The 26,231-nt window shown below is 73.3% G+C and carries 24 protein-coding genes and 2 tRNA genes; 13 read left to right on the forward strand and 13 right to left on the reverse strand.

Features of this window, described 5'->3' with window-relative positions:
- The first annotated feature begins 20 nt into the window (after positions 1-20).
- From iolB to KUM40_RS18745, 3 genes are read left to right on the forward strand one after another with little or no spacing between them, the layout of a single operon-like run.
- The gene (gene iolB / locus KUM40_RS18735; RefSeq protein WP_217167132.1) at positions 21-938 is read left to right on the forward strand and encodes a 5-deoxy-glucuronate isomerase; all 918 of its coding nucleotides are present in this window, start codon (positions 21-23) and stop codon (positions 936-938) included.
- Positions 935-2,809, forward strand: a complete 1,875-nt coding sequence (iolD, locus tag KUM40_RS18740; RefSeq protein WP_217167133.1) for a 3D-(3,5/4)-trihydroxycyclohexane-1,2-dione acylhydrolase (decyclizing) — start codon at positions 935-937, stop codon at positions 2,807-2,809. The genes iolB and iolD overlap by 4 nt, the downstream gene beginning before the upstream one ends.
- 57 nt (positions 2,810-2,866) lie before the next feature.
- A complete protein-coding gene (locus KUM40_RS18745) occupies positions 2,867-3,652 on the forward strand; it encodes a GntR family transcriptional regulator (protein ID WP_217167134.1) in 786 nt (261 codons plus the stop codon).
- A 35-nt stretch (positions 3,653-3,687) separates the two neighbouring features.
- Here the strand turns inward: KUM40_RS18745 and KUM40_RS18750 are convergent, their stop codons facing one another.
- Together KUM40_RS18750 and KUM40_RS18755 are read right to left on the reverse strand one after the other, a co-directional pair.
- Complete coding sequence (locus KUM40_RS18750; protein WP_217167135.1) at positions 3,688-4,674, reverse strand: aldo/keto reductase; 987 nt, start codon at positions 4,672-4,674, stop codon at positions 3,688-3,690.
- Positions 4,675-4,837: 163 nt separating this feature from the next.
- A tRNA-Pro gene (locus tag KUM40_RS18755) sits at positions 4,838-4,911 on the reverse strand.
- 91 nt (positions 4,912-5,002) lie between these two features.
- On the opposite strand from KUM40_RS18755, the gene KUM40_RS18760 reads away from it, so the two are divergent.
- The 3 genes from KUM40_RS18760 to KUM40_RS18770 all read left to right on the forward strand — a co-directional run bounded on the left by KUM40_RS18760 (position 5,003) and on the right by KUM40_RS18770 (position 8,575).
- Positions 5,003-5,527, forward strand: a complete 525-nt coding sequence (locus tag KUM40_RS18760; protein ID WP_374227393.1) for a DUF309 domain-containing protein — start codon at positions 5,003-5,005, stop codon at positions 5,525-5,527.
- 67 nt (positions 5,528-5,594) lie between these two features.
- Positions 5,595-6,368, forward strand: coding sequence for a precorrin-6A synthase (deacetylating) (gene cobF / locus KUM40_RS18765; RefSeq protein ID WP_217167137.1), 774 nt, complete (start codon positions 5,595-5,597; stop codon positions 6,366-6,368).
- 86 nt (positions 6,369-6,454) lie between these two features.
- Entirely contained in the window at positions 6,455-8,575 is a 2,121-nt protein-coding gene (locus tag KUM40_RS18770) for an MDR family MFS transporter (RefSeq protein ID WP_217167138.1), read from the forward strand.
- On the opposite strand, the gene KUM40_RS18775 is transcribed toward KUM40_RS18770, so the two are convergent.
- Together KUM40_RS18775 and KUM40_RS18780 are read right to left on the reverse strand one after the other, a co-directional pair.
- Positions 8,502-9,275 carry a sulfite exporter TauE/SafE family protein gene (locus tag KUM40_RS18775; protein WP_217167139.1) on the reverse strand — a complete coding sequence of 258 codons (774 nt, stop codon included), beginning with the start codon at positions 9,273-9,275 and terminating at the stop codon, positions 8,502-8,504. The genes KUM40_RS18770 and KUM40_RS18775 overlap by 74 nt on opposite strands.
- A gap of 100 nt (positions 9,276-9,375) precedes the next feature.
- The gene (locus tag KUM40_RS18780; RefSeq protein ID WP_217167140.1) at positions 9,376-10,563 is read right to left on the reverse strand and encodes a thiolase family protein; all 1,188 of its coding nucleotides are present in this window, start codon (positions 10,561-10,563) and stop codon (positions 9,376-9,378) included.
- Positions 10,564-10,785: 222 nt separating this feature from the next.
- Here KUM40_RS18780 and KUM40_RS18785 point away from each other — a divergent pair, with 222 nt between their 5' ends.
- From KUM40_RS18785 to KUM40_RS18815, 7 genes are all read left to right on the forward strand, one after another.
- Positions 10,786-11,598, forward strand: a complete 813-nt coding sequence (locus KUM40_RS18785; RefSeq protein ID WP_217167141.1) for an alpha/beta hydrolase — start codon at positions 10,786-10,788, stop codon at positions 11,596-11,598.
- Positions 11,599-11,756: 158 nt separating this feature from the next.
- A complete protein-coding gene (locus KUM40_RS18790) occupies positions 11,757-12,089 on the forward strand; it encodes a DUF3140 domain-containing protein (protein ID WP_217167142.1) in 333 nt (110 codons plus the stop codon).
- A gap of 2 nt (positions 12,090-12,091) precedes the next feature.
- Complete coding sequence (locus KUM40_RS18795; protein WP_217167143.1) at positions 12,092-12,742, forward strand: endonuclease; 651 nt, start codon at positions 12,092-12,094, stop codon at positions 12,740-12,742.
- A 263-nt stretch (positions 12,743-13,005) separates the two neighbouring features.
- Positions 13,006-13,887, forward strand: coding sequence for a hypothetical protein (locus KUM40_RS18800; protein ID WP_217167144.1), 882 nt, complete (start codon positions 13,006-13,008; stop codon positions 13,885-13,887).
- Between the two features lie 153 nt (positions 13,888-14,040).
- Positions 14,041-15,441, forward strand: a complete 1,401-nt coding sequence (locus KUM40_RS18805; RefSeq protein WP_217167145.1) for a glutamine synthetase family protein — start codon at positions 14,041-14,043, stop codon at positions 15,439-15,441.
- 1 nt (position 15,442) lies between these two features.
- Positions 15,443-16,588 carry an amidohydrolase family protein gene (locus KUM40_RS18810; protein ID WP_217167146.1) on the forward strand — a complete coding sequence of 382 codons (1,146 nt, stop codon included), beginning with the start codon at positions 15,443-15,445 and terminating at the stop codon, positions 16,586-16,588.
- Positions 16,589-16,673: 85 nt separating this feature from the next.
- Positions 16,674-17,201: an NUDIX hydrolase family protein gene (locus tag KUM40_RS18815; protein WP_217167171.1), complete on the forward strand. Its 528-nt coding sequence runs from the start codon at positions 16,674-16,676 to the stop codon at positions 17,199-17,201.
- Positions 17,202-17,214: 13 nt separating this feature from the next.
- Here KUM40_RS18815 and mnhG read toward each other — a convergent pair whose 3' ends face one another.
- The 9 genes from mnhG to KUM40_RS18860 all read right to left on the reverse strand — a co-directional run bounded on the left by mnhG (position 17,215) and on the right by KUM40_RS18860 (position 26,183).
- The gene (gene mnhG, locus KUM40_RS18820) at positions 17,215-17,580 is read right to left on the reverse strand and encodes a monovalent cation/H(+) antiporter subunit G (RefSeq protein ID WP_217167147.1); all 366 of its coding nucleotides are present in this window, start codon (positions 17,578-17,580) and stop codon (positions 17,215-17,217) included.
- Positions 17,577-17,864: a monovalent cation/H+ antiporter complex subunit F gene (locus tag KUM40_RS18825; protein ID WP_254395314.1), complete on the reverse strand. Its 288-nt coding sequence runs from the start codon at positions 17,862-17,864 to the stop codon at positions 17,577-17,579. Before KUM40_RS18825 ends, mnhG begins: the two co-directional genes overlap by 4 nt.
- A gap of 26 nt (positions 17,865-17,890) precedes the next feature.
- The gene (locus KUM40_RS18830) at positions 17,891-18,490 is read right to left on the reverse strand and encodes a Na+/H+ antiporter subunit E (RefSeq protein ID WP_217167149.1); all 600 of its coding nucleotides are present in this window, start codon (positions 18,488-18,490) and stop codon (positions 17,891-17,893) included.
- On the reverse strand, positions 18,487-20,295 hold the full coding sequence (locus tag KUM40_RS18835; protein ID WP_217167150.1) for a Na+/H+ antiporter subunit D: 1,809 nt from the start codon (positions 20,293-20,295) through the stop codon (positions 18,487-18,489). The genes KUM40_RS18830 and KUM40_RS18835 overlap by 4 nt, the downstream gene beginning before the upstream one ends.
- Positions 20,292-21,056, reverse strand: coding sequence for a Na(+)/H(+) antiporter subunit C (locus KUM40_RS18840; protein WP_217167151.1), 765 nt, complete (start codon positions 21,054-21,056; stop codon positions 20,292-20,294). Before KUM40_RS18840 ends, KUM40_RS18835 begins: the two co-directional genes overlap by 4 nt.
- Complete coding sequence (locus KUM40_RS18845) at positions 21,053-23,956, reverse strand: Na+/H+ antiporter subunit A (RefSeq protein WP_217167172.1); 2,904 nt, start codon at positions 23,954-23,956, stop codon at positions 21,053-21,055. The genes KUM40_RS18840 and KUM40_RS18845 overlap by 4 nt, the downstream gene beginning before the upstream one ends.
- Positions 23,957-24,135: 179 nt before the next feature.
- Positions 24,136-24,209 (reverse strand) — tRNA-Pro (locus KUM40_RS18850).
- Positions 24,210-24,314: 105 nt separating this feature from the next.
- Entirely contained in the window at positions 24,315-25,658 is a 1,344-nt protein-coding gene (locus tag KUM40_RS18855) for an MFS transporter (RefSeq protein ID WP_217167152.1), read from the reverse strand.
- A gap of 165 nt (positions 25,659-25,823) precedes the next feature.
- Positions 25,824-26,183 carry an MmcQ/YjbR family DNA-binding protein gene (locus KUM40_RS18860; RefSeq protein WP_217167153.1) on the reverse strand — a complete coding sequence of 120 codons (360 nt, stop codon included), beginning with the start codon at positions 26,181-26,183 and terminating at the stop codon, positions 25,824-25,826.
- Between the last annotated feature and the right edge of the window lie 48 nt (positions 26,184-26,231).

The following is a 26,231-nucleotide window of genomic DNA, read 5'->3' on the forward strand; positions in this document are numbered from 1 at the left end:
GACAGGCGGAGGACCAGGAAATGACGTACCACCTTCCCGCGGGCAGGGCCGCGGACGGCCCCTACGACGTGGACGTGACACCCGAGAGCGCCGGCTGGGGCTACTCCGGCCTCCGTGTGGTGTCGCTGCCACCCGGCGGCAGCGACACCTTCGACAGCGGCGACAGCGAGTGGATCGTCCTGCCGCTCAGCGGCGGCTGCACGGTCGCGACGGCCGACGACTTCGGCCAGGACACCTTCGAACTCACCGGCCGCGACAGCGTCTTCAGCGGCGTCAGCGACTTCGCCTACGTCCCGCGCGACGCCCGTACGACGGTCACGTCCACCGGCGGCGGCCGGTTCGCGCTCACCGGCGCCCGCTGCACCCGCCGTCTGCCCAGCCGTTACGTGCCGGCGTCGTCGGTGCCGGTGGAGCTGCGCGGCACCGGGAACTGCTCGCGGCAGGTCAACAACTTCGGTGCCGCCGCCCGCGCCGGAGGCGCTGATGAACAGGGTTTCGAGTGCGACAAGCTCATCGCGGTCGAGGTGATCACCCCCGGCGGCAACTGGTCCTCCTTCCCGCCGCACAAGCACGACGAACACCGCCCCGGCGAGGAGTCGGTGCTGGAGGAGATCTACTACTTCGAGTTCGCGGGCCACGACGGCACCCCCGGCCTCGGCTACCAGCGGGTCTCGCCGTCCGGGCAGGGCAAGGGCACGGACGTGCTCGCCGAGGTGCGCGACGGGGACGTCGTGCTGATCCCCGACGGCTGGCACGGGCCGTCCATGGCCGTCCCGGGCCACGACATGTACTACCTCAACGTCATGGCCGGTCCCGAGGCCGAGCGCGCCTGGCTGATCTGCGACCACCCCGACCACGCCTGGATCCGGGACACCTGGCCGGACCAGCCGGTCGATCCCCGGCTCCCCCTCTACACCGCACCGGAGAGGTCCGCATGAGCCCCGCCGCCACCCGCCGACTGACCACCGCCCAGGCCCTGGTGCGCTTCCTGGCCGCGCAGCACACCGAACGAGACGGGGTACGGCACCGGCTGATCGCCGGCACCTGGGGCATCTTCGGCCACGGCAACGTGGCAGGTGTCGGCCAGGCCCTCGTCGAGTACGCGGACGTGATGCCCTACCACCAGGGCCGCAGCGAACAGGCCATGGTGCACGCGGCCGTCGGCCACGCCCGGCAGCTCAACCGCCTGTCCGCGCAGGCGGTGACGACGTCCATCGGCCCCGGCGCCACCAACCTGGTCACCGGCGCCGCCCTCGCCACCGTCAACCGTCTGCCGGTCCTGCTCCTGCCCGGCGACTACTTCGCCTCGCACGCCACCGATCCGCTGCTCCAGCAGTTGGAGCACCCGGTCGAGGCCGACGTGTCGGTCAACGACACCCTGCGGCCGGTCTCCCGGTACTTCGACCGCGTCACCCGCCCCGAGGCCCTGATCGCCTCCGCGCTCCGGGCGATGCGCGTGCTCACCGACCCGGCCGAGACGGGCGCGGTCACCCTGGCACTCCCCCAGGACGTGCAGGCTGAGGCGTACGACTGGCCCGAGGAGTTCTTCGCCGACCGCGTCTGGCGGGTGCGGCGCCCGGCGCCCGACCCGGTGGAGCTGGCCGAGGCCGTGCGCGCGGTCCGCGCCGCCGGGCGCCCGCTGATCGTCGTGGGCGGCGGCGTCCACCACAGCGAGGCCGAGCAGGCGCTGAAGTCACTCGTGGACGCCACCGGCATCCCCGTCGCCTCCACCCAGGCAGGCAAGGGCTCCCTGCGCCACGACCACCCGGCCGACCTCGGCGGCATCGGCCACACCGGCACCACCGTCAGCGACGACCTCGCCCGCACCGCCGACCTGGTGATCGGGGTCGGCACCCGCTACTCGGACTTCACCACGGCCTCCGGCACCCTGTTCCAGCACCCGGACGTCCGCTTCCTGAACCTCAACATCACCGCCTTCGACGCCCACAAGCTCGCCGCCCGCACGCTGGTGTGCGACGCGCGGGCGGGGCTGACGGCGCTGACGGACGCACTGTCGGGCCATCGGATGGACGCGGCGTACGAGACGGAGTACCGCACCGGGAAGGCCCGCTGGGACGAGGCGGTTCAGGCGGCGTTCCGCGCCGACGACGACAGCGCGGTGCCGACCCAGACGCAGGTGCTGGGCGCCCTCGACGCGGTCGTCGGCGACGAGGACGTGGTGATCAACGCGGCCGGCTCGCTCCCGGGCGACCTGCACAAGCTGTGGCGGGCCCGGTCGCCGCGCCAGTACCACCTGGAGTACGGCTACTCCTGCATGGGTTACGAGATCCCGGCCGCGCTCGGCGTCCAGCAGGCCGCGCCCGGCACACCGGTGTGGGCGCTGGTCGGCGACGGCACGTATCTGATGAACCCGACGGAGATCGTCACGGCCGTCCAGGAGAACCTGCCGGTGAAGCTGGTCCTGGTCCAGAACCACGGCTACGCGTCCATCGGCGGCCTGTCCGAGTCGGTGGGCGCCGAGCGCTTCGGCACCGACTACCGCCACCGCGTCGCCGACGGCTCCTTCACCGGCGCCCCGCTCCCCGTCGACCTCGCCGCCAACGCGGCCAGCCTCGGCATGGACGTACTGCGCGCCAAGACGGTGCGGGAGCTGCGCGAGGCTTTGACGACCGCCCGCGCGGCGACCCGCCCGACGTGCGTGTACGTCGAGACGGCGCCCGCGCAGGCCGCTCCGCCGGCCGAGGCGTGGTGGGACGTGCCGGTGGCCGAGGTGTCCGCGCGCAAGGCCGCCACCGACGCCCGCGCGCAGTACGAGCGGGCGGTCGCCGACCGCCGCCACCACCTGTGAGTCTCCGCCCCTGACACCCACCCAGCCAGCCAGTCACCTACGCAAGGGAGTACGTCCATGGCGAAGACCGGCGACCCCGCACGTGCCGTGACCGCCCCGGCGCTCAGCACTCTGGACTTCGCCCTGGACCGGAGCAGTCCGGTGCCGCTGTACTACCAGTTGGCCCAGCAGTTGGAGGCGGCGATAGAACACGGTGTCCTCGCCCCGGGGAACCTGCTGGGCAACGAGGTCGACCTCTCCGTCCGCCTCGGCCTGTCCCGCCCGACCGTCCGCCAGGCCATCCAGTCCCTGGTCGACAAGGGGCTCCTGGTGCGGCGGCGCGGGGTCGGCACCCAGGTGGTGCACAGCCAGGTCAAACGCCCACTGGAGCTGAGCAGCCTCTACGACGACCTGGAGGCGGCCGGGCAGGGGCCCGGGACCCGGCTGGTGCGCAACGAGGGCGTCCCGGCCACCGCCGAGGTGGCGGCGGCCCTCGGCGTCGCGGAGGGGAGCGAGGTCACCGTCCTGGAACGGCTGCGCCTCACCCACGGCCAGCCGGTCGCGCTGCTGTGCAACCACCTCCCCGCGGGGCTGCTGGACCTGGACGACGCCCGGCTGGAGTCGACCGGCCTGTACCGGATGATGCGCGCGTCCGGCATCACCCTGCACAGCGCCCGCCAGACCGTCGGCGCCCGCATCGCCTCCCGCGAGGAGGCCGAACGCCTCGACGAGCAGGAGGGCGCCGCGCTGCTGACCATGCAGCGCACGGCGTACGACGACACCGGGCGGCCGGTCGAGTTCGGGACGCACATCTACCGCGCGTCCCGGTACGCGTTCGACTTCCAACTGCTGGTCAGAAGCTGACGGGGAACCGACGGGACCGACAGGGACCGACAGGGTCAGTGGGCCGCGTCCAGCCGCGCCCGCTGATCCTCCGTCAGCTCCAGGTCCACCGCGGCCAGGTTCTCCTCGAGCTGGGTCACCGACGAGACGCCGGTCAGCGGCACGATCGGCAGTGCGCCGCCGATCTGCCAGGCGAGGACGACCTGGTTGACCGTGGCGCCGGTCTCCCCGGCGACGTCCCGCAGCACGGCGAGCCGCGCCGGGGTGCCCGGGTGGTCGTAGTCCGGGGGCAGCGGCTTGTCCTCGCGAACGTAGGCGCCGGCCAGCAGGGGCGTGTAGGCGACCAGGGTCAGGGCGGGCTCGGCCCGCACGTAGCCGAGGAGTTCGGCGCCGGCGTGACTGAGACTGCCGTCCGGAGAGAACTCGCCGGGTATGTCGAAGCGGGGCCGCAGGTGGCTGTGCTGGTACTGGAGCACCTCGTAGCCGGGCAGTCCGGCCGCGGCGGCCAGGGCGCGGGCCCGTTCGACGCGCCACACCGCCTGGTTGCTGACGCCGAGCAGTCCGACCGCGCCCTCCGCGACCAGTTCGCCGAACCCCTCGACGGTCTCGCGCTGCGGCACGGTGTGGTCGTCGATGTGCGCGTACAGCAGGTCCAGCTTCTCCAGACCGAGCCGTTCCCTGCTGCGCTCGGCGGCCTCGCGGATCACCTTGGCCGACAGGCCCTCGGGGTTGTCGGTGTAGCCGGTGCCGGGGGCCAGCGGCCTGGCGCCGAGCTTGGTGGCGACGACGATCTCGTCCCCGACCCTGCGGCTGCGCCGCCAGCGGCCGAGGAGTTCCTCGCTCTGACCGCCCTGGCCGCCGTCGGTCCAGAACGCGTAGTTGTCGGAGGTGTCGATGAAGTTCCCGCCGGCCTCGACATAGCGGTCGAGGACGGCGAAGGAGGTCTTCTCGTCGGTCAGCGACCCGAACAGCATCGCCCCGAGCGCGAGCACGCTCACCTCACGGCGGTGCGCGGGGTCGGTTCCAATGGTGCGGTACTTCATGGCGTTCCTCCCCATTCGTACCCGGTCGTCCGGGCATGGGAGGGAGTCTTCAGTTTGAAGTGCACTTCAAGTCAAGCGCCCATGGGGGCTCGGCTCGTGCGAACAGGCGAAAGCGCGAGAAAGGGCCCTCCCGGACTCACGTCCGAGAAGGCCCTTCACACCGTCGGGACGACAGGATTTGAACCTGCGACCCCTTGACCCCCAGTCAAGTGCGCTACCAAGCTGCGCCACGTCCCGGTGTGCTCACGCGCGGTGAACCGCGCGATCACGCGGACTGCACTTTACCCCACACGCCGGGCCACGCCTAAGCGGGCACGGGCGAGGGACAATGGGTCCCATGGACAGCACAGCCTCGAACCAGTCGGTGGACGCACGGGACCGCGACGACGAGGGGCGGGCGCGCAACGCCCGGCCGCGGGACGGGCTCGGGCGGCCACTGCCGTACGGCGCGGACGGCGTCGCCCGTCAGCCGGAGGGCGTCGTGCGGGCGCCGGACGAGACGGTTGCCGAGGCGCAGCGGCTGCTGGACGCGGGGCAGCCGTTTCACGCGCACGAGGTCTTCGAGGACGCCTGGAAGTCGGGCCCCGAGGAGGAGCGGGAGCTGTGGCGGGGCATGGCCCAGTTGGCCGTCGGGCTCACGCACGCGGCGCGCGGCAATGTCACCGGAGGGGCCAGGCTGCTGCGGCGCGGGGCTGGGGCCGTGACGGAGTGGGGCGCGTCGGAGGCGGGACAGGAGCGGCCGTACGGGATGGATCTCGGGTCGGTCGCCGGGTGGGCCCGGGAACTGGCGGGGGACGTGGAGGGCGGCGCGTCCGTGGACGCGGGAGCGCGGGCGCCGCGGCTGCGGCGCTGAGGGCCGGGGCGCCGCCGAGGTCCGGCCCGGCCGGGGCGTTGTCAGTGGCGTACGGCAGACTCGTGGTGTGCGGACAATTCATGTGATCGGTATCGGTGCGGGCGACCCCGACCAGCTCACGCTCCAGGCGGTCGGGGCGTTGCGGAGCACGGACGTCTTCTTCGTCCTGGACAAGGGCGAGGCGAAGGCCGACCTGGTGCGGCTGCGCCGGGACATGCTGGAGACGCACATACCGGAGGGGACGTACCGGATCGTCGAGGCGCGCGACCCCGAGCGGGACCGGAGCGCGGGCGGCGCGGCCTACTCCCCCGCCGTCGGGGACTGGCGCAGTGCCCGCGCCGGCATCTACGAGCGGCTGATCGCCGACGAGTTGGGCGAGGACGAGAGCGGCGCGTTCCTGGTGTGGGGCGACCCCGCGCTGTACGACAGCACGCTGGGCATTCTGGAGGAGATCCTGGAGCGCGGGGCGGTGGCGTTCGAGTACGACGTGGTGCCCGGCATCAGCAGCGTCTCCGCGCTGGTCGCCCGGCACCGGACCGGGCTGAACCGGGTGGCGCGGCCGGTGCAGATCACCACCGGGCGGCGGCTCGCCGAGGGCTTCCCCGCGGACGCGGACGACGTCGTCGTGATGCTCGACGCCCATCAGACCTTCCGGCGGTACGCGGACCAGGACATCGACATCTACTGGGGGGCCTACATAGGCACGCCGGACGAGATCCTCGCCTCCGGCCCGATCGCCGAGGCGGCGCCCCGCATCGAGCGGCTGCGCGCCGAGGCGCGGGAGCGCAAGGGCTGGATCATGGACACGTATCTGCTGCGGCGCAACCCCGGCGCAAGCTAGATACGCACGCGGGGGCGGCGACCGGGCCACACCCGCGCGGACCGTTCCCGCATGCGTGGCCAGTGCACCGGTGTGATCGTGACCCTGTGACAGTCGCCGAGGAATCGCCGCGGACCGCCGCCACCCAGCCACCCGTGCTGGACAGACGACGCCGCAACATCGTCTTCGTCACGATCATGCTCGGGATGCTGCTGGCCGCCCTGGACCAGACGATCGTCGGCACCGCGCTGCCGACGATCGTGTCGGACCTGGGCGGCGCCTCCCACATGTCGTGGGTGGTGACCTCGTACCTGCTCGCGGAGACCGTGGCGACGGTACTGGTCGGCAAGTTCGGCGACCTGTTCGGCCGCAAGGTGGTCTTCCAGGTCTCGGCGGTCGTGTTCATCACGGGCTCCTTCCTATGCGGGCTGGCCACGAACATGCCGCTGCTGATCACCTGGCGGGCGTTGCAGGGCATCGGCGCGGGCGGCCTGATGGTGACGGCGATGGCGCTGATCGCGGACGTCATCCCGCTGCGGGAGCGCGGCAAGTACCAGGGCGCCATCGGCGCCGTGTTCGGGGTCGCGACGGTCATCGGGCCGCTGCTGGGCGGGCTGTTCACCGACCACCTGACCTGGCGCTGGGCGTTCTACGTCAACGTGCCCATCGCGATCGTCGTCGTCATCGCCGCCGCCCGCACCATCCCGGTGGTGAAGTCGGCCGTGCGGCCCGTCATCGACTACCTGGGCATCGCGCTCATCGCGGTCGGTGCCAGCGCGCTGATCCTGGCGACGAGCTGGGGCGGCAACGAGTACGCCTGGGGTTCGGGTGTCATCATCGGCCTGTTCGCGGGCGGACTGATCGCGCTGGCCCTGTTCTGCCTGGTGGAGACCCGGGCGGCCGAACCGATGCTTCCGATGCGGCTGTTCTCCAACCCGGTCTTCACGGTCTGCTCGATCCTCAGCTTCATCGTCGGCTTCGCGATGCTCGGCGCGCTCACGTATCTGCCGACCTATCTGCAGTACGTCGACGGCGACTCGGCCACCGTCTCGGGGGTCCGGACGCTGCCGATGGTGGCGGGACTGCTGATCGCCTCGGTGTTCAGCGGCACCGTGGTCAGCAGGACGGGACGGTACCGGCTGTTCCCGATCGGGGGCACCCTGGTGATGGGCGTCGGCCTGTACCTGATGTCGCTGATGGGTCCGTCCACGGGCGCGGGTCTCGAGTCGCTGTACATGTTCGTGCTGGGCACGGGCATCGGCCTGTCCATGCAGGTGCTGACCATCGCCGTGCAGAACACGGTCGACTACGCCGACCTCGGCACCGCGACCTCCGGCGTCACCTTCTTCCGCACCCTGGGCAGTTCCTTCGGCACCGCCGTGTTCGGCACGATCTACGCCAACGCCCTCGGCCCCAACCTGCGGGACGGCATCGGCGACGCAGCGGCGACCGGCACCGCGGATCCGTCGGTGATCGGCAGGGCGGCGACCAGCCCGGAGGGCGTGCACGGACTGCCGCCCGACGCGTCGGCGCCGATCGTGGGCGCGTACGCGGACACCATCCAGACCGTGTTCCTGTGGACGGTGCCGGTCGCGGCCGTCGGCTTCCTCGTCGCCCTGTTCCTCAAACAGGTGCAACTGCGCGACAGCGCCCGCGCGGGCTCCACGGACATGGGCGAGGGCTTCGCCTCGCCGCACGACGCCAGCAGCAGGCGGGCGCTGGAGGCCTCCGTCGGAAAGATCATCGGCGCCACGGAGCTGGACACAGCGCGCCGGCTCATCGCGGACAGCGACACGCGGCTGGACGTCGCCGGTGCCTGGGCCGTCATGCAGGTCGAGCTGTTCACGCGGCTGGTCGGGCACGCCGGCCTCGGCCTGATCGCCGCCCGCCGCCGGGTGCCGCCGGAGGTGCTGCTGCCGGTCTTCGACCGCATGGTCGAGGAGGGGTTTTTGACCCGCGACGGCTCCCTGCTCTCCCACACCGAGGCGGGCGCCCGCGAGGCCCTGATCATCGGTCGGGCCTGGGCGACCTGGCTGGAGAGCCGGGTGGAGCAGGACGTCGGCCGCCCCTCGGACACCGAGCTGCGCGCCGCCGTCGACTCCATCGCCAAGCGCCTGCTGGTGGAGGACCTCAGCAACGGCCTGCCGGAGCGGGTCAGGCCAGCAGGAGCTGCAGACCGCCCACGATCGTCGCCGCGATCACCAGACGCTCGAACAGGCGTTGGTTGATCCGGTTCACGGCCCACCTGCCGAGGAACGCGCCGGGCACCACGAAGACCACCAGTGCCGCGTCGAGGAGCAGTGAACGGTCGTCGATCAGGCCGAGGCCCGCGCTGAAGGGCAGCTTGGACACGTTGACGATCAGGAAGAAGAACGCCGACGTGCCCAGGAAGCCGAGTTTGCGGAAGCCCGCGGAGAGCAGGTACATCGACATCACCGGGCCGCCCGCGTTGGCGACCATCGTGGTGAACCCGCCGAGGACCCCGTAGGAGCGGGCCTTCACTCGGCCGGTGCGCGAGGTGATCCGGTCCGGCTGCTCCGCGTCGTCGGCCCGCCGCCGGCGCCACACCGTCACCCCGGCCATGAACAGCAGGATCACGCCGATCGACGTCCGGACCACCGTGTCGTCGGCCCACACCAGGAAGAGCGTGCCGACGACCACGCCCACCCCCACCGCCGGGAACAGCCGCCACAGGGTCGGCCAGTGCGCGTGCCGCCGGTAGGTGAGGACGGCCAGGATGTCGCCGGCGATCAGGATCGGCAGCAGGACGCCGGTGGAGGCGCGGGCGGGCAGGACCGCCGCGAAGACCGCCAGGCTGACGGTGTTGGCCCCGCTCACCGCGGTCTTGGAGAAGCCGACGAGCAGGGCCGCGAGGGCGAGGGCGGCGAACTCCCAGCCGGTGAGGTGCCAGAGCGTCATGGTGTCCATTGCGGAGACCGATGCTATGCGCACCGGTCCGGCACCGTAAGCACCGTCTCGCCCATTGATCCTTAGCGGTCGCTGTACGGGTCCTCGACCGGTCGCGCGGTCAGTGCCGCTCGACGAGCACCGCGCTGCCCTGCCCCACGCCCACGCACATCGTGGCCAGCCCGCGGGCGGCTCCCGTGCGGCGCATGCGGTGCAGGAGGGTGGTGAGGATGCGGGCGCCGGAGCAGCCGAGCGGGTGGCCCAGCGCGATGGCGCCGCCGGTGGGGTTGACCAGGTCGGGGTCGATGCCGAGCTGGTCGACGCAGGCGAGGGCCTGCGCGGCGAACGCCTCGTTGAACTCGGCCTCCGCGATGTCGCCGATGCTCCAGCCGGCCCGGGCGAGGACCTTGCGGGTGGCGGGGACCGGGCCGATGCCCATGACGTCCGGGTGGACGCCGGCCGAGCCGCCTGCGACGTAGCGGCCGAGCGACTCCAGGCCCAGGTTGTTCAGGGCCTCCTCGCTGACCAGCAGGAGTCCGGCGGCGCCGTCGTTCATCGGGGAGGCGTTGCCCGCGGTGACCGTGCCGCCGGGGCGGAAGACGGGCTTCAGGCGGCCCAGCTTCTCCAGGGAGGTGTCCTCGCGGACGCACTCGTCGGTGTCGACGACCACCCCGTCGGGGCGCTCGACGGGGAGGAGTTCGTCGTCGAAGTGGCCGTCCTTGCGGGCCTCGGCGGCGAGGCGGTGGCTGCGCAGGGCGAACCCGTCCTGGCGTTCGCGCGGGACGCCGTACCGCTCGGCGACCTCCTCCGCCGTCTCGCCCATGGCCAGCAGGCCGTGCAGGTCCTTCATCGCCGGGTTGACCAGGCGCCAGCCGAGCCGGGTGTCGGCGGTCTCGATGCGGTGCGGCAGGGCCTCGTCCGGGCGGGGCAGCACGAAGGGGGCGCGGCTCATAGACTCCGAGCCGCCCGCGAGCACGACGTCGGCCTCGCCGGCGGCGATGGTGCGGGCGGCGGTCGTGACGGCCTCGAGGCCGGAGGCGCACAGCCGGTTCACCGTGGCGCCCGGCACGGATTCGGGCAGGCCCGCGAGCAGGGCGGCCATCCGGGCGACGTTGCGGTTGTCCTCGCCCGCCTGGTTGGCGGCGCCCCAGTACACGTCGTCGACGCGGGCGGGGTCGAGCGCGGGCACGTCGGCGACCAGGCCCCGGATCACGGCGGCGGCGAGGTCGTCGGGCCGTACGGCGGACAGGGCGCCGCGCAGCTTGCCGATCGGGGTGCGGCGGGCGGCCGCGAAGTGGACGGGACGCACGAGGTGACTCCTGACCGTCGGCGCGCGGTCACCGGGCGGCACACCGCCACCCGGCCGACCTTCGCGAACCTTGATGGGCACTGCATCCAGAGCACCGCCGTAATCAGCGGCGCCTTAATCAGCAACGCCTTAATTAGCACTGCTAGTTTTAGACTATAGACCGCCGCGGTGCGTCCTGGGAAGATCCTCCGGACGACCGCCACCGACGCAGCCGGAGGAGACATGACCGAGGCCGCCCGCGAACACACCCTGAGCGGAACGCGGGGACGGATCACCGTCCGCGAGTGGCCCGCCGGGCATCCCCGCTACGTCGCGCTGCTGGTCCACGGATACGGCGAGCACACCGGCCGCTACGAGGAGGTGGCCGGCGTCCTGACCGGCCACGGCGCCGCCGTCTACGCGCCGGACCACACCGGGCACGGGCGCTCGGACGGCGAGCGGGTGGTGATCGGGGACTTCGAGGACGTGGTCACCGACCTGCACGCCGTGGCGGACCTCGCCCGCGCCGCCCACCCCGGCCTGCCGGTCGTCATGATCGGACACTCCATGGGCGGCCTCATCGCCTCCCGCTACGCGCAGCGCCACCCCGGTGAGCTGACGGCACTGGTGCTGTCGGGACCCGTCATCGGCGACTGGGAGCTGCCGCGCCGACTGCTCGCCCTCGATGAGATCCCCGACACCCCGATCAGCCCGGCCTCGCTCTCCCGCGACCCGGCGGTCGGCGCGGCGTACGCGGCGGACCCGCTGGTGTGGCACGGACCGATGAAACGGCCGACCCTTCAGGCGTTCGTGCGGACGCTGGAGACCGTGGCCAAGAGCGGCGACGTCGGCCGGCTGCCGCTGCTGTGGGTGCACGGGGACGACGACCGGCTGGTGCCGCTGCCCGGCAGCCGCCTCGGCGTCGAGCCGCTGAGCGGCGGCGACCTGACCGAGCGGATCTACCCGGGCGCCCGGCACGAGGTCTTCAACGAGACGAACCGCGCGGAGGTGTTCGCGGACGTCACGCACTTCCTGGACGGCGTGCTCGCCCGCTGACCGGCACCGCGCCCGCTCCGGGGCGCCGGGCGTTTGCCCCCGGAGCCCGCCGGTCGTTTGCTCCTGGGCCCCATGGGCACCCGCGCCCGCATGGAGTGCCGAACGCGGTACGCACGGACGCACACGTTCGCACGTACCCACGAAAAGAGGGGCCCCTGATGGCCGACGCCCTCGAACTCGACGCGCTGTGGGAGGACTTTCACCGCGTGGTAAACATGACCTCCGCGGAACTCGCCGCCTGGCTGCGGGTACGCGATTCCGGTGAGCTGACCGAGCCGCTGCCGGACGACGCCGGACCGCCGCTGGGGCAGCACGTCCTCGCGATCCTGCAGAAGCGGCGCACAGACCTCACGGAGGACGACCTGCGGGCGATGCGCAAGGTCGTGGACACCGTGACCTCGCGGGCCGACCTGGAGAACGAGCCCGCGTCCGACGACACCGGGCTCAGGCACCGGCTCATGACGGTCGGTCACGACCCGCTGAAGCCGTAGCCATGAGCCGCGACCAACGACGCATCGTGCGCGAACTCGTCGACACGCACGGGCAGACGTACGCCGACGAGGCGGGCATCCGGCTCAAGGACACCCCGCAGCCGCTGTACCGGCTGCTGGTCCTCGCGCACCTGCTCAGCGCCCGCATCAGCGCCTCCATCGCGCTCGCCACCGCCCGAGCCCTCAACGAGGCGGGGCTGCGCGACCCGCGCCGCATGGCCGACGCCGCATGGCAGGAACGGGTGGACGCGCTCGGCCGGGGCGGCTACCGGCGCTACGACGAGCGCACCGCCACCCAGCTCGGCGAGGCCGCCGGACTGCTGACCGAGCGGTGGGGCGGTGACCTGCGCCGGCTCCGCGAGGAGGCGGACGGCGAGGTCTCCGAAGTGCGACGGCTGCTTCAGGAGTTCCCCGGAGTGGGTCCGACCGGCGCGGACATCTTCCTGCGCGAGGCCCAGCTCGTCTGGCCCGAGGCGGCCCCCTACCTGGACCGCAAGGCCCTCCAGGGCGCGGAACGCCTCAGCCTGCCCGGGGACCCGGACCGGCTCCTCGGCCTGGCGGGGACGACGGAACCGGCCGTGCTCGCGGCCGCGCTGGTGCGCGCGGCGGTGGACAAGGACGTCAGCCGGGACACCCTCGACCGCGTCGGCTGAGGCGACTGAGGCGGCTGAGGCGGTTAGGGGGCGCCGTTTGGATCAGGGCGGCTCCAGGCAACGGTGCCGTGTTGCCGACCCGAGCGGGGGCGATGGTGCCCCTCCCGCGCGAGCGAAGCCGAGCGTGGGGAAGCGCGTGCCAGACCCCACGCCCCCGGCAAGATGTCGGTGGCCGGTCACCCGAACAACCCCGTGCGCTGGTGGGTCGGCGGGTGCGGTGGTGCGCTGAGGACACCGTTTCCCGTCCCAGGAGGCATCCCGCGATGAGCCGTCGTCCGTCCCACCCCGTCCGTCTCATGGCCTCCGCCCTGGCGGCGGGCGCGCTGCTGACCACAGCGGCCTGCTCGGACGGCGGCGGCTCGGGAACCGCCGCGGACACTGCCGCCGAAACCGCCGCCGAACAGGCCGGGGTCGCCGAGCAGAACGCGGCGAAGCAGACCCCGAGCGGCTCGCCCACGACCTCCCCGACCGGCTCGCCCAGCGCCTCACCCTCCGCCCTCACCGAGTCCGGCGCCAAGGCCGCCCTGCTCACCGAGGCCGACCTGGAGGGCGAGTGGAACCAGGTCCAGGACGCGGACAAGTGGCGCGACCGGCTGCTCGTCGGCGAGGTCGACGTCTCCGACTTCCTGACCGCGAAGACCGACGCCGCGGACTGTCAGCAGTTGCTCGACGGGCTCTACCGCGACAACCTGCTGGGCGAGCCGTCGGGACCGTCGGCGCTCACCGGCTTCGAGCAGGGCGACGCCCGCCTCCTCGAGCAGGTCGCCGGCTACGACCGCGCCGGCCTCGACGACCGCCTGAAGTGGATGGACTCACTGCCGCAGACGTGCGACGAGTTCACCGCGACCGGCTCCGAGGGCGAGAAGCGCACGGTCCAGGTGACCGAGGCCTCGGTGCCCGACGTGGGCGACGCCCGCGAGGGCCTGCACGTGACCGTGCAGGGCACCGCCGACGCCACTCCCGTCACGCTCACCCTGGACATCGCCGCCGTACGCGTCGGCACCTCCGCCCTCACCGTCACGGGCGGCGGTCTGGACGGCGGTCAGACCTCCTCCGTCGAGCAGGGCGTACGGCAGGGCACGGAGCGCCTGAAGACCGTGCTGTCCGGGGGAACCCCGTCGCCGCAGCCCACCAACCTGGACTGACCGGCCGACACAACTGCCCCGCACCCGCCCCGCGTCGACCGGCGCCGCGCGGGGCACCGCCGTGTGCGCACATCCGGTGAAACCCGGACGGCGTGATCACCGCGGCGGCACAATGGTGCGCGACGGACGGCGCACGCGCGAAGGAGCCGACACGTGAGCGAGAGCGACCCGGTGCCCGGCGGGCGTCCCGGTGACGTCGAGCGGGCCACCGCGCTGAGCGGCGAGCTGGCCGGGCGGGGCGTGCACGGCGTCGTACTGGCGTACGTCGACACGGCCGGGATCGCCCGGGTGAAGACGGTGCCGACGGCGAAGCTCCCCTCGGCCGCGGCCTGGGGCGTCGGCATGTCGCCGGTGTTCGACACCTTCCTGGCGAACGACGCGATCGTCGCCACGGACGTCCTCGGCTCCCCGGACGGCGACTTGCGCCTCTACCCCGCCCTCGACCGGCTGACCGTGCTGGCGGCGCAGCCCGGCTGGGCGTGGGCGCCGGTCGACCGGATCACCCAGGAGGGCGCCCCGCATCCGGCGTGCGGGCGCACCGTCCTGCGCCGGACCGTGGCTCGGGCCGCCGAGCGGCACGGCGTCACGTTCCGGGCCGCCGTCGAGATCGAGTGGGCCGTGGGCCGGGGCGACACGGACGGCGACGCGTTCGTACCGGCGGTGTCGGGACCGGCCTACGGTGCGGTCCGGCAGGTCGAGCTGAGCGACTGCGCCGCCGACCTCCTGGCGGCGCTCGCGGCGCAGGGCGTGGACGTGGAGCAGCTCCATCCCGAGTACGCGGCGGGGCAGTTCGAGATCTCGGTGGGCGCGCTCGACCCGGTGGCGGCGGCGGACCGCAGTGTGCTGGTGCGGCAGACGATCCGCGCCGTGACGCGGCGGCACGGGCTGCGGGTGTCCTTCGCCCCGGCTGTCCTCGGGCAGGGCGTCGGCAACGGCGGGCATCTCCACCTCTCCGCCTGGCGCGACGGGACGAATCTGCACGCGGGCGGTGCGGGCCGGTACGGCATGACGGCCGAGGCGGAGTCGTTCGTGGCCGGGGTGCTGGACCACCTCCCGGCGCTCACGGCGATGACCGCGCCGAGCCCGGCCAGCCGGCTGCGGCTGCGGCCCTCGCAGTGGGCGGGGGTGTTCACCGCCTGGGGCCGGGAGACCCGCGAGGCCGCGCTGCGGATCGTCACCGGCACCGCCGGGGTGCGTGACCGGGCGGCGAACCTGGAGGTGAAGCCGGTCGACCTCGCCGCCAACCCCTATCTCGCCCTCGCCTCGGTGATCGCCGCCGGTCTTGACGGGCTCGCCTCGTCCGCGCCGCTGGCGCAGGAGATCACCGGCGACCCGGCCCGGCTGGACGCGGCCGAGGCCGAGGCCCGGGGGGTGCGCCGGCTGCCGGTCTCGCTCGCGGAGTCGGTGGAGGCGTTCCGCGCGGACGGTGTGCTCCGGACCGCGCTGGGGCCGGTGCTGGCCGACGCGGTGGCCGCCGTACGGCTCGGGGAGATCGCGGCGGTCGAAGGGCTGGACGACGACCTGGTGGCGGCGGCCTACCGCTGGAAGTACTGACATGGCGGCCGGGCCGGTCCACGAGAGGCTGGGCGCGCTGCAGTTGGTGGACCATCACTGTCACGGCGCCACCACGGACGGCCTGGACCGGGAGGGTTTCGAGTCCCTGCTCACCGAGGGCGAGGCGTGGCCCGGCGTCTCCCCCTTCGACAGCCCCGTCGGCCTCGCCGTACGCCGGCACTGCGCGCCCCTGCTGGACCTGCCGCGCCACGCGCCGCCCGACCTGTACCTGGCCCGGCGGGCCGAGTTGGGGGCCGCCGAGGTGACCAGGCGGTTCCTGCGGGCCGCGGGCACGGGCGTGTTCTGCGTGGACACCGGTTACGCCCCGCACCGGGTGACCGCGCCGGCCGAGCTGGCGGAGGCGGCGGGCGCGACGGCGTACGAGGTGGTCCGGCTGGAGTCGGTCGCGGAGGCGGTGGCGGCCGGGGGCGTGGAGCCGGACGCGTACGCGGGGGCGTTCCGCACGGCCGCGTGGGAGGCGGTCCGGCGGCCGGGCGTGGTGGGGGTCAAGTCGGTGGCGGCCTACCGCACCGGCTTCGAGCTGGACCCGGCCCGACCGTCGCCGGGCGAGGTCACCGAGGCCGCCCGGCGCTGGCTCGCGCGCGGCGGGCGGCTTGAGGACCCGGTGCTGACGCGGCACCTGCTGTGGACCGCCGTGGACCTCGGGCGGCCGCTGCAACTGCACACGGGGTTCGGCGACAGCGACATCCGCATGCACCGCGTGGATCCGACCCACCTGACCGACTGGCTGCGGCTGATCGCCGGCACGATCCCGGTGCTGCTGCTGCACTGCTGGCCCTACCAGCGGCAGGCGGCCTACCTGTCGGCGGTGTTCGAACGGGTGTACCTCGACGTGGGTCTCACCCTGCACCACGTCGGTCCGGCGCGGGCGGGGGCGATCCTCGCGGAGGCGCTGGAGATCACCCCGTTCCGCAAGCTGCTGTACAGCTCCGACGCCTACGGGTTGGCCGAGTTCCACCACCTGGGGGCACTGGCCTTCCGGCAGGGGCTGGCCGGACTGCTTCAGGAGCGGCTGGACGCCGACGAGCTGGCCCTGCCGGACGCGCTGCGCATCGCACGCTGGGCGGGGCGCGACAACGCCCGCCGGGTCTACCGGTTGCCCGGCGGCCCGCTGGACGACGGCTGAGCGGCGTGGGAGGGGTCACAGTCCAGTCCCGGAGCGCCGCCCGGGAACCAGGAACGGCTGAAAGTATGATCAAGCGATGTCTGACATGACCGAAACCACGCCGGGCTGGCTGCCGAGCGACGAACTCGAGATGACGCGCGCCCGCATGCCGATCCTGTACGTCGAGGCCGTGCCCGTGCGGGTGGACGACAGCGGCGAAGTCACCAGCGTCGGCCTGCTCCTGCGCATCGGGCCGGACGGGACGGTCAGCCGGACGCTGGTCGCCGGCCGGGTGCTGCACCACGAGCGGGTCCGGGACGCCCTGCTGCGTCATCTGGAGAAGGACCTCGGCCCGGTGGCGCTGCCCCGGGTGCCGTCCTCGCTCCAGCCGTTCACGGTGGCCGAGTACTTCCCCACGCACGGTGTCACGCCGTACCACGATCCCCGGCAGCACGCGGTCTCCCTCGCCTACGTCGTGCCGGTGACCGGTGACTGCCGGCCCCGGCAGGACGCGCTGGACCTGGTCTGGTTCGATCCTCGGGAGGCCCTGTCCCCGGCGGTGCAGAGCGAGATGCCGGGCGGGCACGGGGTCCTGCTGAAGCAGGCGCTGGCGCATGTGGGCTGTGTGGTCTGAAGGCTCCCGGGGGCTACTCCTCGCGCCGGTCCGCGGCGCTCAGTTGCGGGTCCAGGTCGTCCCTGAGCAGGCCCCGGGACCCCGTCTGGCCGGTGCGGTAGGCGGAGCGGGCCACCAGGTGGGAGGCGACCGGGCTGGTGAGGAACTGGAAGAGGACGATCAGCGCGAGGGTGCCCACGTCGGTGCCGTGCCGCAGCCTCAGCGCCACCCCGGCCAGGACGAGGAGCATCCCGAGGGTCTGCGGTTTGGTGGCGGCGTGACTGCGGGAGAGCACGTCGGGGAAACGGACCATCCCGATCACTCCGAGCAGGCACTGCAGGCAGCCGAGGAGCATCAGGACCGCCCCGGCCAGATCGGCGGCCTCGGCCCAGGCGTTCACCGGTGGTCCTGCTCGCCGTCCGGCCGCGCGGAGGGCCGGTCGCGTACCGCGATGAAGCGGGCGATGCCCACCGAGCCGGTGAAGCCGAGGAAGGCGAGCACCAGCATCACGGGGAAGTAGAAGGAGTCTCGGTCGTGGGCGGCCTTCACGCCGATGCCGGCGATGATGAGCGCCGCGGCCACGTCCAGGGCGACCGCGCGGTCCAGCATCGAGGGGCCGTACCAGAACCGGTACAGCAGCAGGGCGCCGGCGACGAGGATCATCACGAGCGAGGCGATCAGCATCGCCTCTTCGACGGCGTGCAGGGTGGTCACGGCGAGGGGTCACCTTCCGGTACGGGACGGGCGGCGTCGGCGATGTCCTCGGCGGTGCCGAAGGCGCGGGCGACGAGTTCCTCCATGCGCCACACCTGCCGCTGGGCGCTCTCGATCCCGCCGGGATTCTCCGCGTCGAGGACGTGCATGAACAGGGTGGCCGTCGCCCGGCGCACCTCGACCACGGAGCCGCCGGGGACGTTGGAGACGGCGACGGCGGTGGCCGTGAGCATGAGGTCGCTGCGCACCCGCAGCGGGACGGCCACGACCGCGGCGCGGTAGGGGCCCTTGGTGAAGATCTGCCGGGTGACCTCGACGCTGGAGGAGAACATGTCGTACAGCAGGTAGGCCCCGAGGCGCAGGATGCCCAGGGGCCGCAGCCGCAGACCGATGTCCACGGCGGGCAGCGGAAAGGCCAGGCACAGGCAGACCGCGACGACGACGCCGTTGACGAGGTTGGCCCAGGACGGGGTGCCCCACAGCAGGATCCAGATGACCGTGAGCCAGCCGATGAGCGGCAGGTCGAGCACGCGTCGGCCGCGGCCGACGCGGAAGGACCAACTGTAGGGGGAACGGTCGCGGAAGAGGTTGCTCACCGGCCGAGCACCGCCTCGATGTAGGGGGTGCGGGCGAGGAGTTCGGTGGCGGCGGCCTCGGTGAAGGTGGTGAGGGGGCCGGCGAGCACGGTGTAGAGCAGGCCGAGGGCGACGGCGGCGCCGGTCGCCGCCGTCATCGGCCAGGGCAGCCGCTTGGTGGTGGTGATGGACTGGCCCAGGAAGCCCGCGGAGACCACGGCACCCGCAGGCACCGGCAGACCGCTGCCGGGGCCGGTCGCCGGCCCGGGGCCGGTTGCCTTCCCCGGACCGCTCGCCTTTCCCGGACCGCTTGCCTTCCCCGGACCGCTCGCCTTCCCCGGGCCGGTCGCCTTCCCCGGGCCGGTCGCCTTCGCGGGGCCGGTCGCCCCCGCCTCTTCGTCGTCACCCGGCTCGTCGTCGCCCGGCTCGTCGTCGTCCGGCTCGTCGTCGTCCGGCTCGTCGTCCTCGGCGGACTCCAGCACCACGCCCTCGGCCTCGGTCCCGGGTGGCGCGTCGCGCCAGAACGCGAGGTTCCAGACCTTCGCCATGACGTAGAGCGTGAGCAGGCTGGTGGCGACGGACCCGGCGACGAGCGCCCACGCCCAGCCGCCGCCGTTCTCGACGCCCGCCCGCATCAGGCCGAGCTTGCCGATGAACCCGGACAGCGGCGGGATGCCCGCGAGGTTCATGGCGGGCACGAAGAACAGCACGGCGAGCAGCGGCGCCGCCCTCGCCAGGCCGCCGAGGCGGGTGAGTTCCGTGGTGCCGTCGCGCCGCTCGATGAGCCCGGCGACGAGGAACAGGGTGGTCTGCACGGTGATGTGGTGGGCCACGTACACGATCGCCCCGCTGATCGATGCCCGTCCCGCGAGCGCGATGCCGAAGACCATGTAGCCGATGTGGCTGATGAGGGTGAAGGACAGCACCCGCTTGAGGTCGGTCTGGGCGACGGCGCCGAGGATGCCCACGGCCATGGAGGCGAGCGCGGCGAGCATCAGCAGGTCGCCGAGGCGGTGGCCGGGGAAGAGCAGGGTCTGGGTGCGCAGCATCGAGTACACGCCGACCTTGGTCAGCAGACCGGCGAAGACCGCGGTGACCGGGGCGGGCGCGGTCGGGTAGGAGTCGGGCAGCCAGGCCGCAAGCGGGAACACCGCCGCCTTGATCGCGAAGACCGTCAGCAGCATCGCCTCCAGCAGGGTGCGCACCCCGAGCGGCACCTCCTGCAGCCGCAGCGCGAGCTGGGCGAAGTTCACGGTGCCCGCGACGGCGTAGGTCATGGCGATGGCGACCAGGAAGAGCACGGAGGAGAACAGCGAGATGATCACGTACGTCGACCCGGCCCGGATCCGGGTCGCGGTGCCGCCGATGGTGAGCAGGACGAAGCTCGCGACGAGCATGATCTCGAAGCCGACGTAGAGGTTGACGAGGTCTCCGGCCAGGAAGGTGCAGGAGACGCCCGCCACGAGGATGAGGTAGGCGGGGTGGAAGACGCCGACCGGCGCCTGGTCGTCGCGGTCGGCCATGCCCTGGCCCAGGGAGTACACGAGGACGAGCAGGGTGACGGCGCTGGAGACGGTGAGCATCAGGCCCGCAAGGCGGTCGGCGACGAGGGTGATGCCGACCGGCGGTGCGAAGTCGCCGAGGTGCACGCTGAGCGGGCCGTGGCGGTCGGCGGCCACCATGAGGAGCACCGAGAGCACCAGGACCGCGCCGAGCACGGCGAGGCTGATGAAGCGCTGGAACCGGTGGAGCCGGGGGCCGATGGCCAGCTTCAGGCCCGTGACGCACAGGGGCAGCAGGACGGGGAGCGGGACGAGCGCGTTCAACTGGTTCCTTCCGTGCCGGCGCCCTCGGGGTCGTCGGGCTGGTCGGGCAGCGGGTGGCAGGAGTCCTCGCCGGGGCGGGAGTCGGGTTCGCGGCCGGTCTCCTCGGGGTCGTTGGAGGGTCCGGCGACGCGGGCCGGGGCCGGTCCCGGGCGGCCCGCGGCGTCGGTGGAGCCCAGCTCCCTGCCTTCCCGGTAGTCCTCGGGGTCGGCGCCGAGGATGTCGTTCCAGAGGTTCCCGGAGACGTCGTTGGCGCGGGCCTGGTAGGCGCGTTCCTCGCGGACCCGCCTGCGCAGCCGTCTGCGGGCGGCGCGGTAGCGGGCGCGCTGGCCGGAATCGGCGCCGCCGTCCTCGGCGCGGGCCTCGCGGTAGCGGTCCCGGAGTTCGCCGCGCCGGTCGAGGAACTCGGCGCGCAGGGCGACCAGCCGGTCCTCGGTGTCGTCGCTGATCTCGTCGGAGCCGGTGACCTGGTGGCTGCGGTAGGCCATGGCGAGCAGGAACGCGGTGGTGGCGAGGGTGATGACGATCGCGGTCAAGGCGATGGCCTGGGGCAGCGGGTCGGTGACGCGGTTGCGGATGACGTGCGGGTAGAGCAGCGGTGCGTGGCCCGCGCTGCCGGTGGAGGCGAGGACCAGCAGGTTGACGCCGTTGCCGAGGACGACGGCGCCGAGCAGGATCCGGGTCAGGGACCGGGTCAGCAGCAGGGTGGCACCGACGGCGTTCAGGACGGCGGCGGCCACCAGCAGGGAGAGGCTCACGGTCATGCGCGGCCCGCCTCCGGGCGCGGGGCGGCCCGTTCGATCTGGTGGTCGATACGGGCGCCGAGGGCCCGCACGATGTCCAGGACGACGCCGAGCACGAGGAGGTAGACCCCGCAGTCGAAGAGGACGGCGGTGGACAGGTGGGCGTCGCCCCACACGGGCAGGTGACCGTGCCAGGTCCAGCCGTGCAGCACGGTGCCCTCGCCGAGGCCGCCCAGCGCGGTGCCGGTGGACAGGAACAGGCCTAGGCCGGTGAACAGGCCCGGCTTGAAGCGCACGGCGTCGGCGAGTTCGTGCCGCCCGCCGGCGAGATAGCGGGCGATGAAGGCGACGCCGGCGGTCAGGCCCGCGACGAAGCCGCCGCCGGGCAGGTTCTCCGCGCAGGTCAGCAGGTAGACGGAGAGGACGAGGACGGGGTGGAAGATGAGGCGCGCGACCACTTCCAGGACGACGGAGCGGCGCTCCGGGGCGAGGGTGGCACTGGCGGCGAGCCAGGTCCGCTCGGGCGCGCCCTCGTCGCCGCTGGGCAGGCCCGCCGATTCGTACGGGGTCGCCCGCCAGGCGGTGCGCAGTCCGGCGTGCGGGTGGTCGCCGGGCAGCGGCAGTACGGGCTGCTCGGCGCCGTCGGCGCGGCGGTGCAGGTAGATGAGGCTGGTGACGCCGATCGCGGCGGCGGCGAGCACCGCGGACTCCCCCATCGTGTCCCAGGCCCGCAGGTCGACGAGGATCGTCGCGACGACGTCCTTCAGTCCGTGGTGCGCGGTCTCTTCGACCATCGCCGCTCCGGCGCTGTCGGCCCGGCGGTGCCCCGCCATGATCCACAGGACGACGGCGACGGCGGCACCGCCCGCGAGCGCCACCGGCATCCGCAGCAGGCGCCGCCGCCGGCTGTAGTTCTCCTCGAAGTACACCGGCATCCGGCGCAGCACGAGCACGAAGACGATCATCGAGACGGTCTCCACGCAGAACTGGGTCAGCGCGAGGTCGGGCGCGCCCTGCGCGACGAAGAGCAGCGCGGTGCCGTATCCGGTGAGGCCGGCGAACACGACGGCCTTCATCCGGCGCCGCACGCCCAGGCACAGCAGGGCCGCGGCGCAGGTCAGCAGCGCGACTCCGGCCTGGGTGGGATGGTCCCAGACCCGCGGGGCGGGGACCGCGGTCCAGGGTTCGTCCACGACGAGCACGGCGAGCTGCCCGGCGAGGACCACGCTCATGGTCGTCACGAGGTAGGCGGGCAGCGAGCCGCGCTGCACGAATCCCGTGCACTGCAGGGCGGTGCGCTCCAGGGCGAGCAGCATCCCTCCGAAGACCCGGTCCGCGGAGCGCCACGCGAGCGCCTGGCCGGCCCGCTGGACGCGGTGCGCGGCGAGGAAGAGCAGGACCCCGCCCGCCCAGGCCGCGCAGGACAGGCCGAGGGCGGGACCCGCCCCGTGCCACAGCGCCAGGTGGTACGGGTGGGCGGGCGCGGGGAACTGCCCGGCGTAGGTGCCGAGGAGGCCCTGGAGCCAGGACACGCCGGGTCCCAGGACGAGGCAGGCCAGGGCCAGCACGGCGGGCGGCGTGAGGAAGGCCGCCGGCACGTGGTGTGCGCCGGTGTCGGGGACGCCGGGTTTGCGGGCGAAGGCGCCCCACAGGTAGCGCAGGGTGTAGGCGGTGGTCAGGGCCGAGCCGACGACGGCCGCGGCGAGTGCCCAGCGGTCGCCGGTGTTCCCGTCCAGGAGCGCTTGGAAGGCGGCCTCCTTGGCGGTGAAGCCCAGCAGGGGCGGTAGGGCCGCCATGGACGCTCCGGCGATCACGGCGACGGCGCACACGGCGGGCAGCCGGCGCCCGAGTCCGGAGAGTCTGCGCAGGTCGCGGGTGCCGGTGGCGTGGTCGATGATGCCGGTGACCAGGAAGAGCGGCGCCTTGAACAGGGCGTGCCCGAGGATCATGGCGGTGGCGGCGAGGCCGGTGTCGTGGCGGCCCGCGCCGGTGAGGACGGTGAGGAAGCCGAGCTGGCTGACGGTTCCGTACGCGAGGACCAGTTTCAGGTCGTTCAGCCGCAGCGCGCGCCAGCCGCCCAGCAGCATCGTCGCGGCGCCGAGGACGAGCAGGAGCGGGCGCCAGGGCGTGACCTCGGCGAAGGCGGGGGCGAGCCGGGCGACGAGGTAGACGCCGGCCTTGACCATCGCGGCGGCGTGCAGATAGGCGCTGACCGGGGTGGGGGCGGCCATGGCGTTGGGCAGCCAGAGGCTGAAGGGCCAGATCGCGGACTTGGAGAGGGCGCCGACGAGGATCAGCACGATCGCCGTGGACAGCGCCGCCGACGGGGGCGGCGGGTCGGCGAGGATCGTCGAGATGCGGTAGGTGCCCGCCTCGTGGCCCAGGAGCAGGAAGCCGACGAGCATGGTCAGTCCGCCGAGCGCGGTGACCGTCAGGGCCTGCAGGGCGCTGCGCCGGTTCCGCTTGTGGTCGCTGCTCTGGCCGATCAGCAGGTAGGAGAAGACGGTCGTCAGTTCCCAGAAGATGTAGAGCAGGACGAGGTCGTCGGCGAGGACCAGGCCGAGCATCGCCCCGGCGAAGGCGAGGAGGTTCCCGGCGAATCTGCCGAGCTGCCGGGAGCGGGCGTCGAAGTAGGAGGCGCAGTAGACCAGGACGAGGGTGCCCACGCCCGCGGCGAGCAGCACCATGAGTTCGGCGAGGGCGTCCAGCCGGAGCGCCCAGTCCACGTGGTAGGCCGGCAGCCAGGCCCACTCGGTGGTGTCGGCGCCGCCCGCGGCCGTCGTGCTCCACCGGGTGGCCGCCCAGACGGTCGCCGCGGCGGGCGGCAGGGCCAGCACGAGGAAGGCGCGGGTTCCCCACCGTCGCACCAGCGGTGCGGCGAACGGCGCGAGCGCGAAGTGGCAGAGGATGAGCGCGGTCATGCGGGCCCGCGGGTGGGCGCCCGGGAGGCGGGAGGACAGGACACCCGACAGTGATATATCGGGCATCCCGCCTGGGCGTCCAGGCACGCCGCCGGACCGGTGCCGTGCTCACGGCCCGCACGTCGAGGGGCGGTCCCGGATATCTCCGAAACCGCCCCTCGAACCGCGACTGTCTCCAGTCGGGACGACAGGATTTGAACCTGCGACCCCTTGACCCCCAGTCAAGTGCGCTACCAAGCTGCGCCACGTCCCGTTGCCCGTCTGACCTGGGGTTTCCCCCGGCCGAACGTGCAGGAAAACCATACCGCACTCGGGCCCGTGGTCGCGCATCGCTTTTCGGGGGCTCGGTCCGGCGGCGTCAGCACTTCTGTGTGCGGGACGACTGTGTGCGGGGCGACGCGGCCGGGGTCCCGCCCGACCCGGCCGCGGTGGCGTCGACCCGCACCAGTCCTCGTACCGCCGGTATCAGGAGCAGCGCCGCGCAGACGGCGAAGCTGGTCGCACCGGCGACGAGCAGTACGTGCTCGGCGCCGAGGGCCGCCGCGGCGGGGCCCGCGAGTGCCTGGCCGACGGGCATCATCGCGAGCGAGCCCGCCACGTCGTAGGCGTGGATGCGGTTGAGGACGTCGGGCGGGACCTGGGTCTGCACGGTGGTCGCCCACATCACGCCCCAGAAGGACATGCCGGCCCCGGCGACGGCGGCTCCGCCCGCCATGGCCGGTACGTCGAGCCCGGCCCCGACGCTCGCGGGGAAGGCGGCGAAGCCGACGAGGGCGATCGCGCCGGCCCGGAGCATGCGGCGGGGCCGCAGCCGCAGAGCGAGGAGCCCGCCGACGACGGTGCCCGCGCCCAGGGCGGAGTTGACCAGGCCGTAGGCGCGGGGGCCGTGCTCCCGCACGACCTCGGTGGCCACCAGCGGGACGGTCGGGCCCCAGACGGCGATCATGTAGACGCACCAGACGGCTATGACGCCCCACAGCCACCGGCGTGCACGGAACTCCCGCCACCCCTCGACGAGGTCGGCGCGGAAGGCCTTCGTCCCCCGCCCGGTGACCGCCCGGCTCCCCGGCGCGAGCGGGGGCAGGCGGAGCAGCAGCAGACACAGGGCACTGATGGCGTACGTGGTGGCGTGGGCGGCGAAGACTCCGCCGGGTGAGGCGAAGCCGACCAGGAGGCCGGCCACCGCGGGGCCCGCGAGCTGGGCGGCGGACTCCGCGACGCGTATCGCGCCGTTGGCGCCCTGGATGTCGGCGGCGAGCCGGGGCACGGTGCTGGCGACGCCGGGCTGGAAGACGGCGCTCGCGACGCCGTTGACGAAGCCGATGGCGCAGATCTGCCAGAGCACGACGTGGCCGGAGAAGAACAGCGCGGCGGCCAGGGCCTGGGTGCCGAGCCGCACCAGGTCGGAGCCGATCATCAGTCTGCGGGTGCTGAAGCGGTCGGCGAGGACTCCCCCGAAGACGACCAGACCGGCGAAGGCGGCGGCCGTCGCGGCCATGGCGAGGCCGACCGCGCCCGCCCCGTACCCGTGCTGGAGCAGGCCGGCGGCGAGGGCGACGGGCAGCATGGTGTCGCCCAGCCGGGCCACGGCGCGGGCGGTGAAGAACAGCCCGAAGTCCCGCGACCAGACGGCTCGCGCCGCCGTCGGCTTCTCGCCATGGGGCGCCCGCTCGTCCGTGGGCTGCGACGACGTCCCGGCCATCCCGCGCTCTCCCCTCCCCGGCCGACCCGTCGGCCACCCGCCTCGCACCGCCCCCTGCGGTCCCGCTCCCGTCGTACGTCCGACGGCCGGAACCCCCCGACGGCACCGGCTGCCACGCACGTCTTCGGATCATGCCACGGGGCACTGACAACGCCCGAGGGGTTTTCAGCCCCCGGTCGGCAGCCCCAGCCGGGGGTGGGCCTCCAGCAGCCGGGTCGGGGCCGCCTGGCGCCAGGAGTCGGCGAGGATGTCGCGCAGTTCGCCCTCGCCCTCCACGGCGGCGAGCCGGGCCCGCACCCAGGCGAACTGGGCCTCGTGGCCGGCGATCCAGAACTTGTCCGGCTCGGCCAGCACCAGTTCGTCGCGTTCCTCCTTCGGGCAGCGCACCGCGAGGGAGGTCTCGTCCTCGGGCAGCGTCGCGAACATCTTCCCCGCGACCCGGAAGGTGGGCATGTTCCAGGCGGTCTTCTCCGTCGTGTCCGGCAGGGACAGGGCGATACGGCGTACGTCTTCTGCGTCCGGCATGTCAGGCACGGTAACCGCCGCCACTGACAGTCACCCGGTGCCGTCGGG

This window comes from Streptomyces sp. AC512_CC834, from assembly GCF_019049325.1.
Lineage (GTDB): Bacteria > Actinomycetota > Actinomycetes > Streptomycetales > Streptomycetaceae > Streptomyces.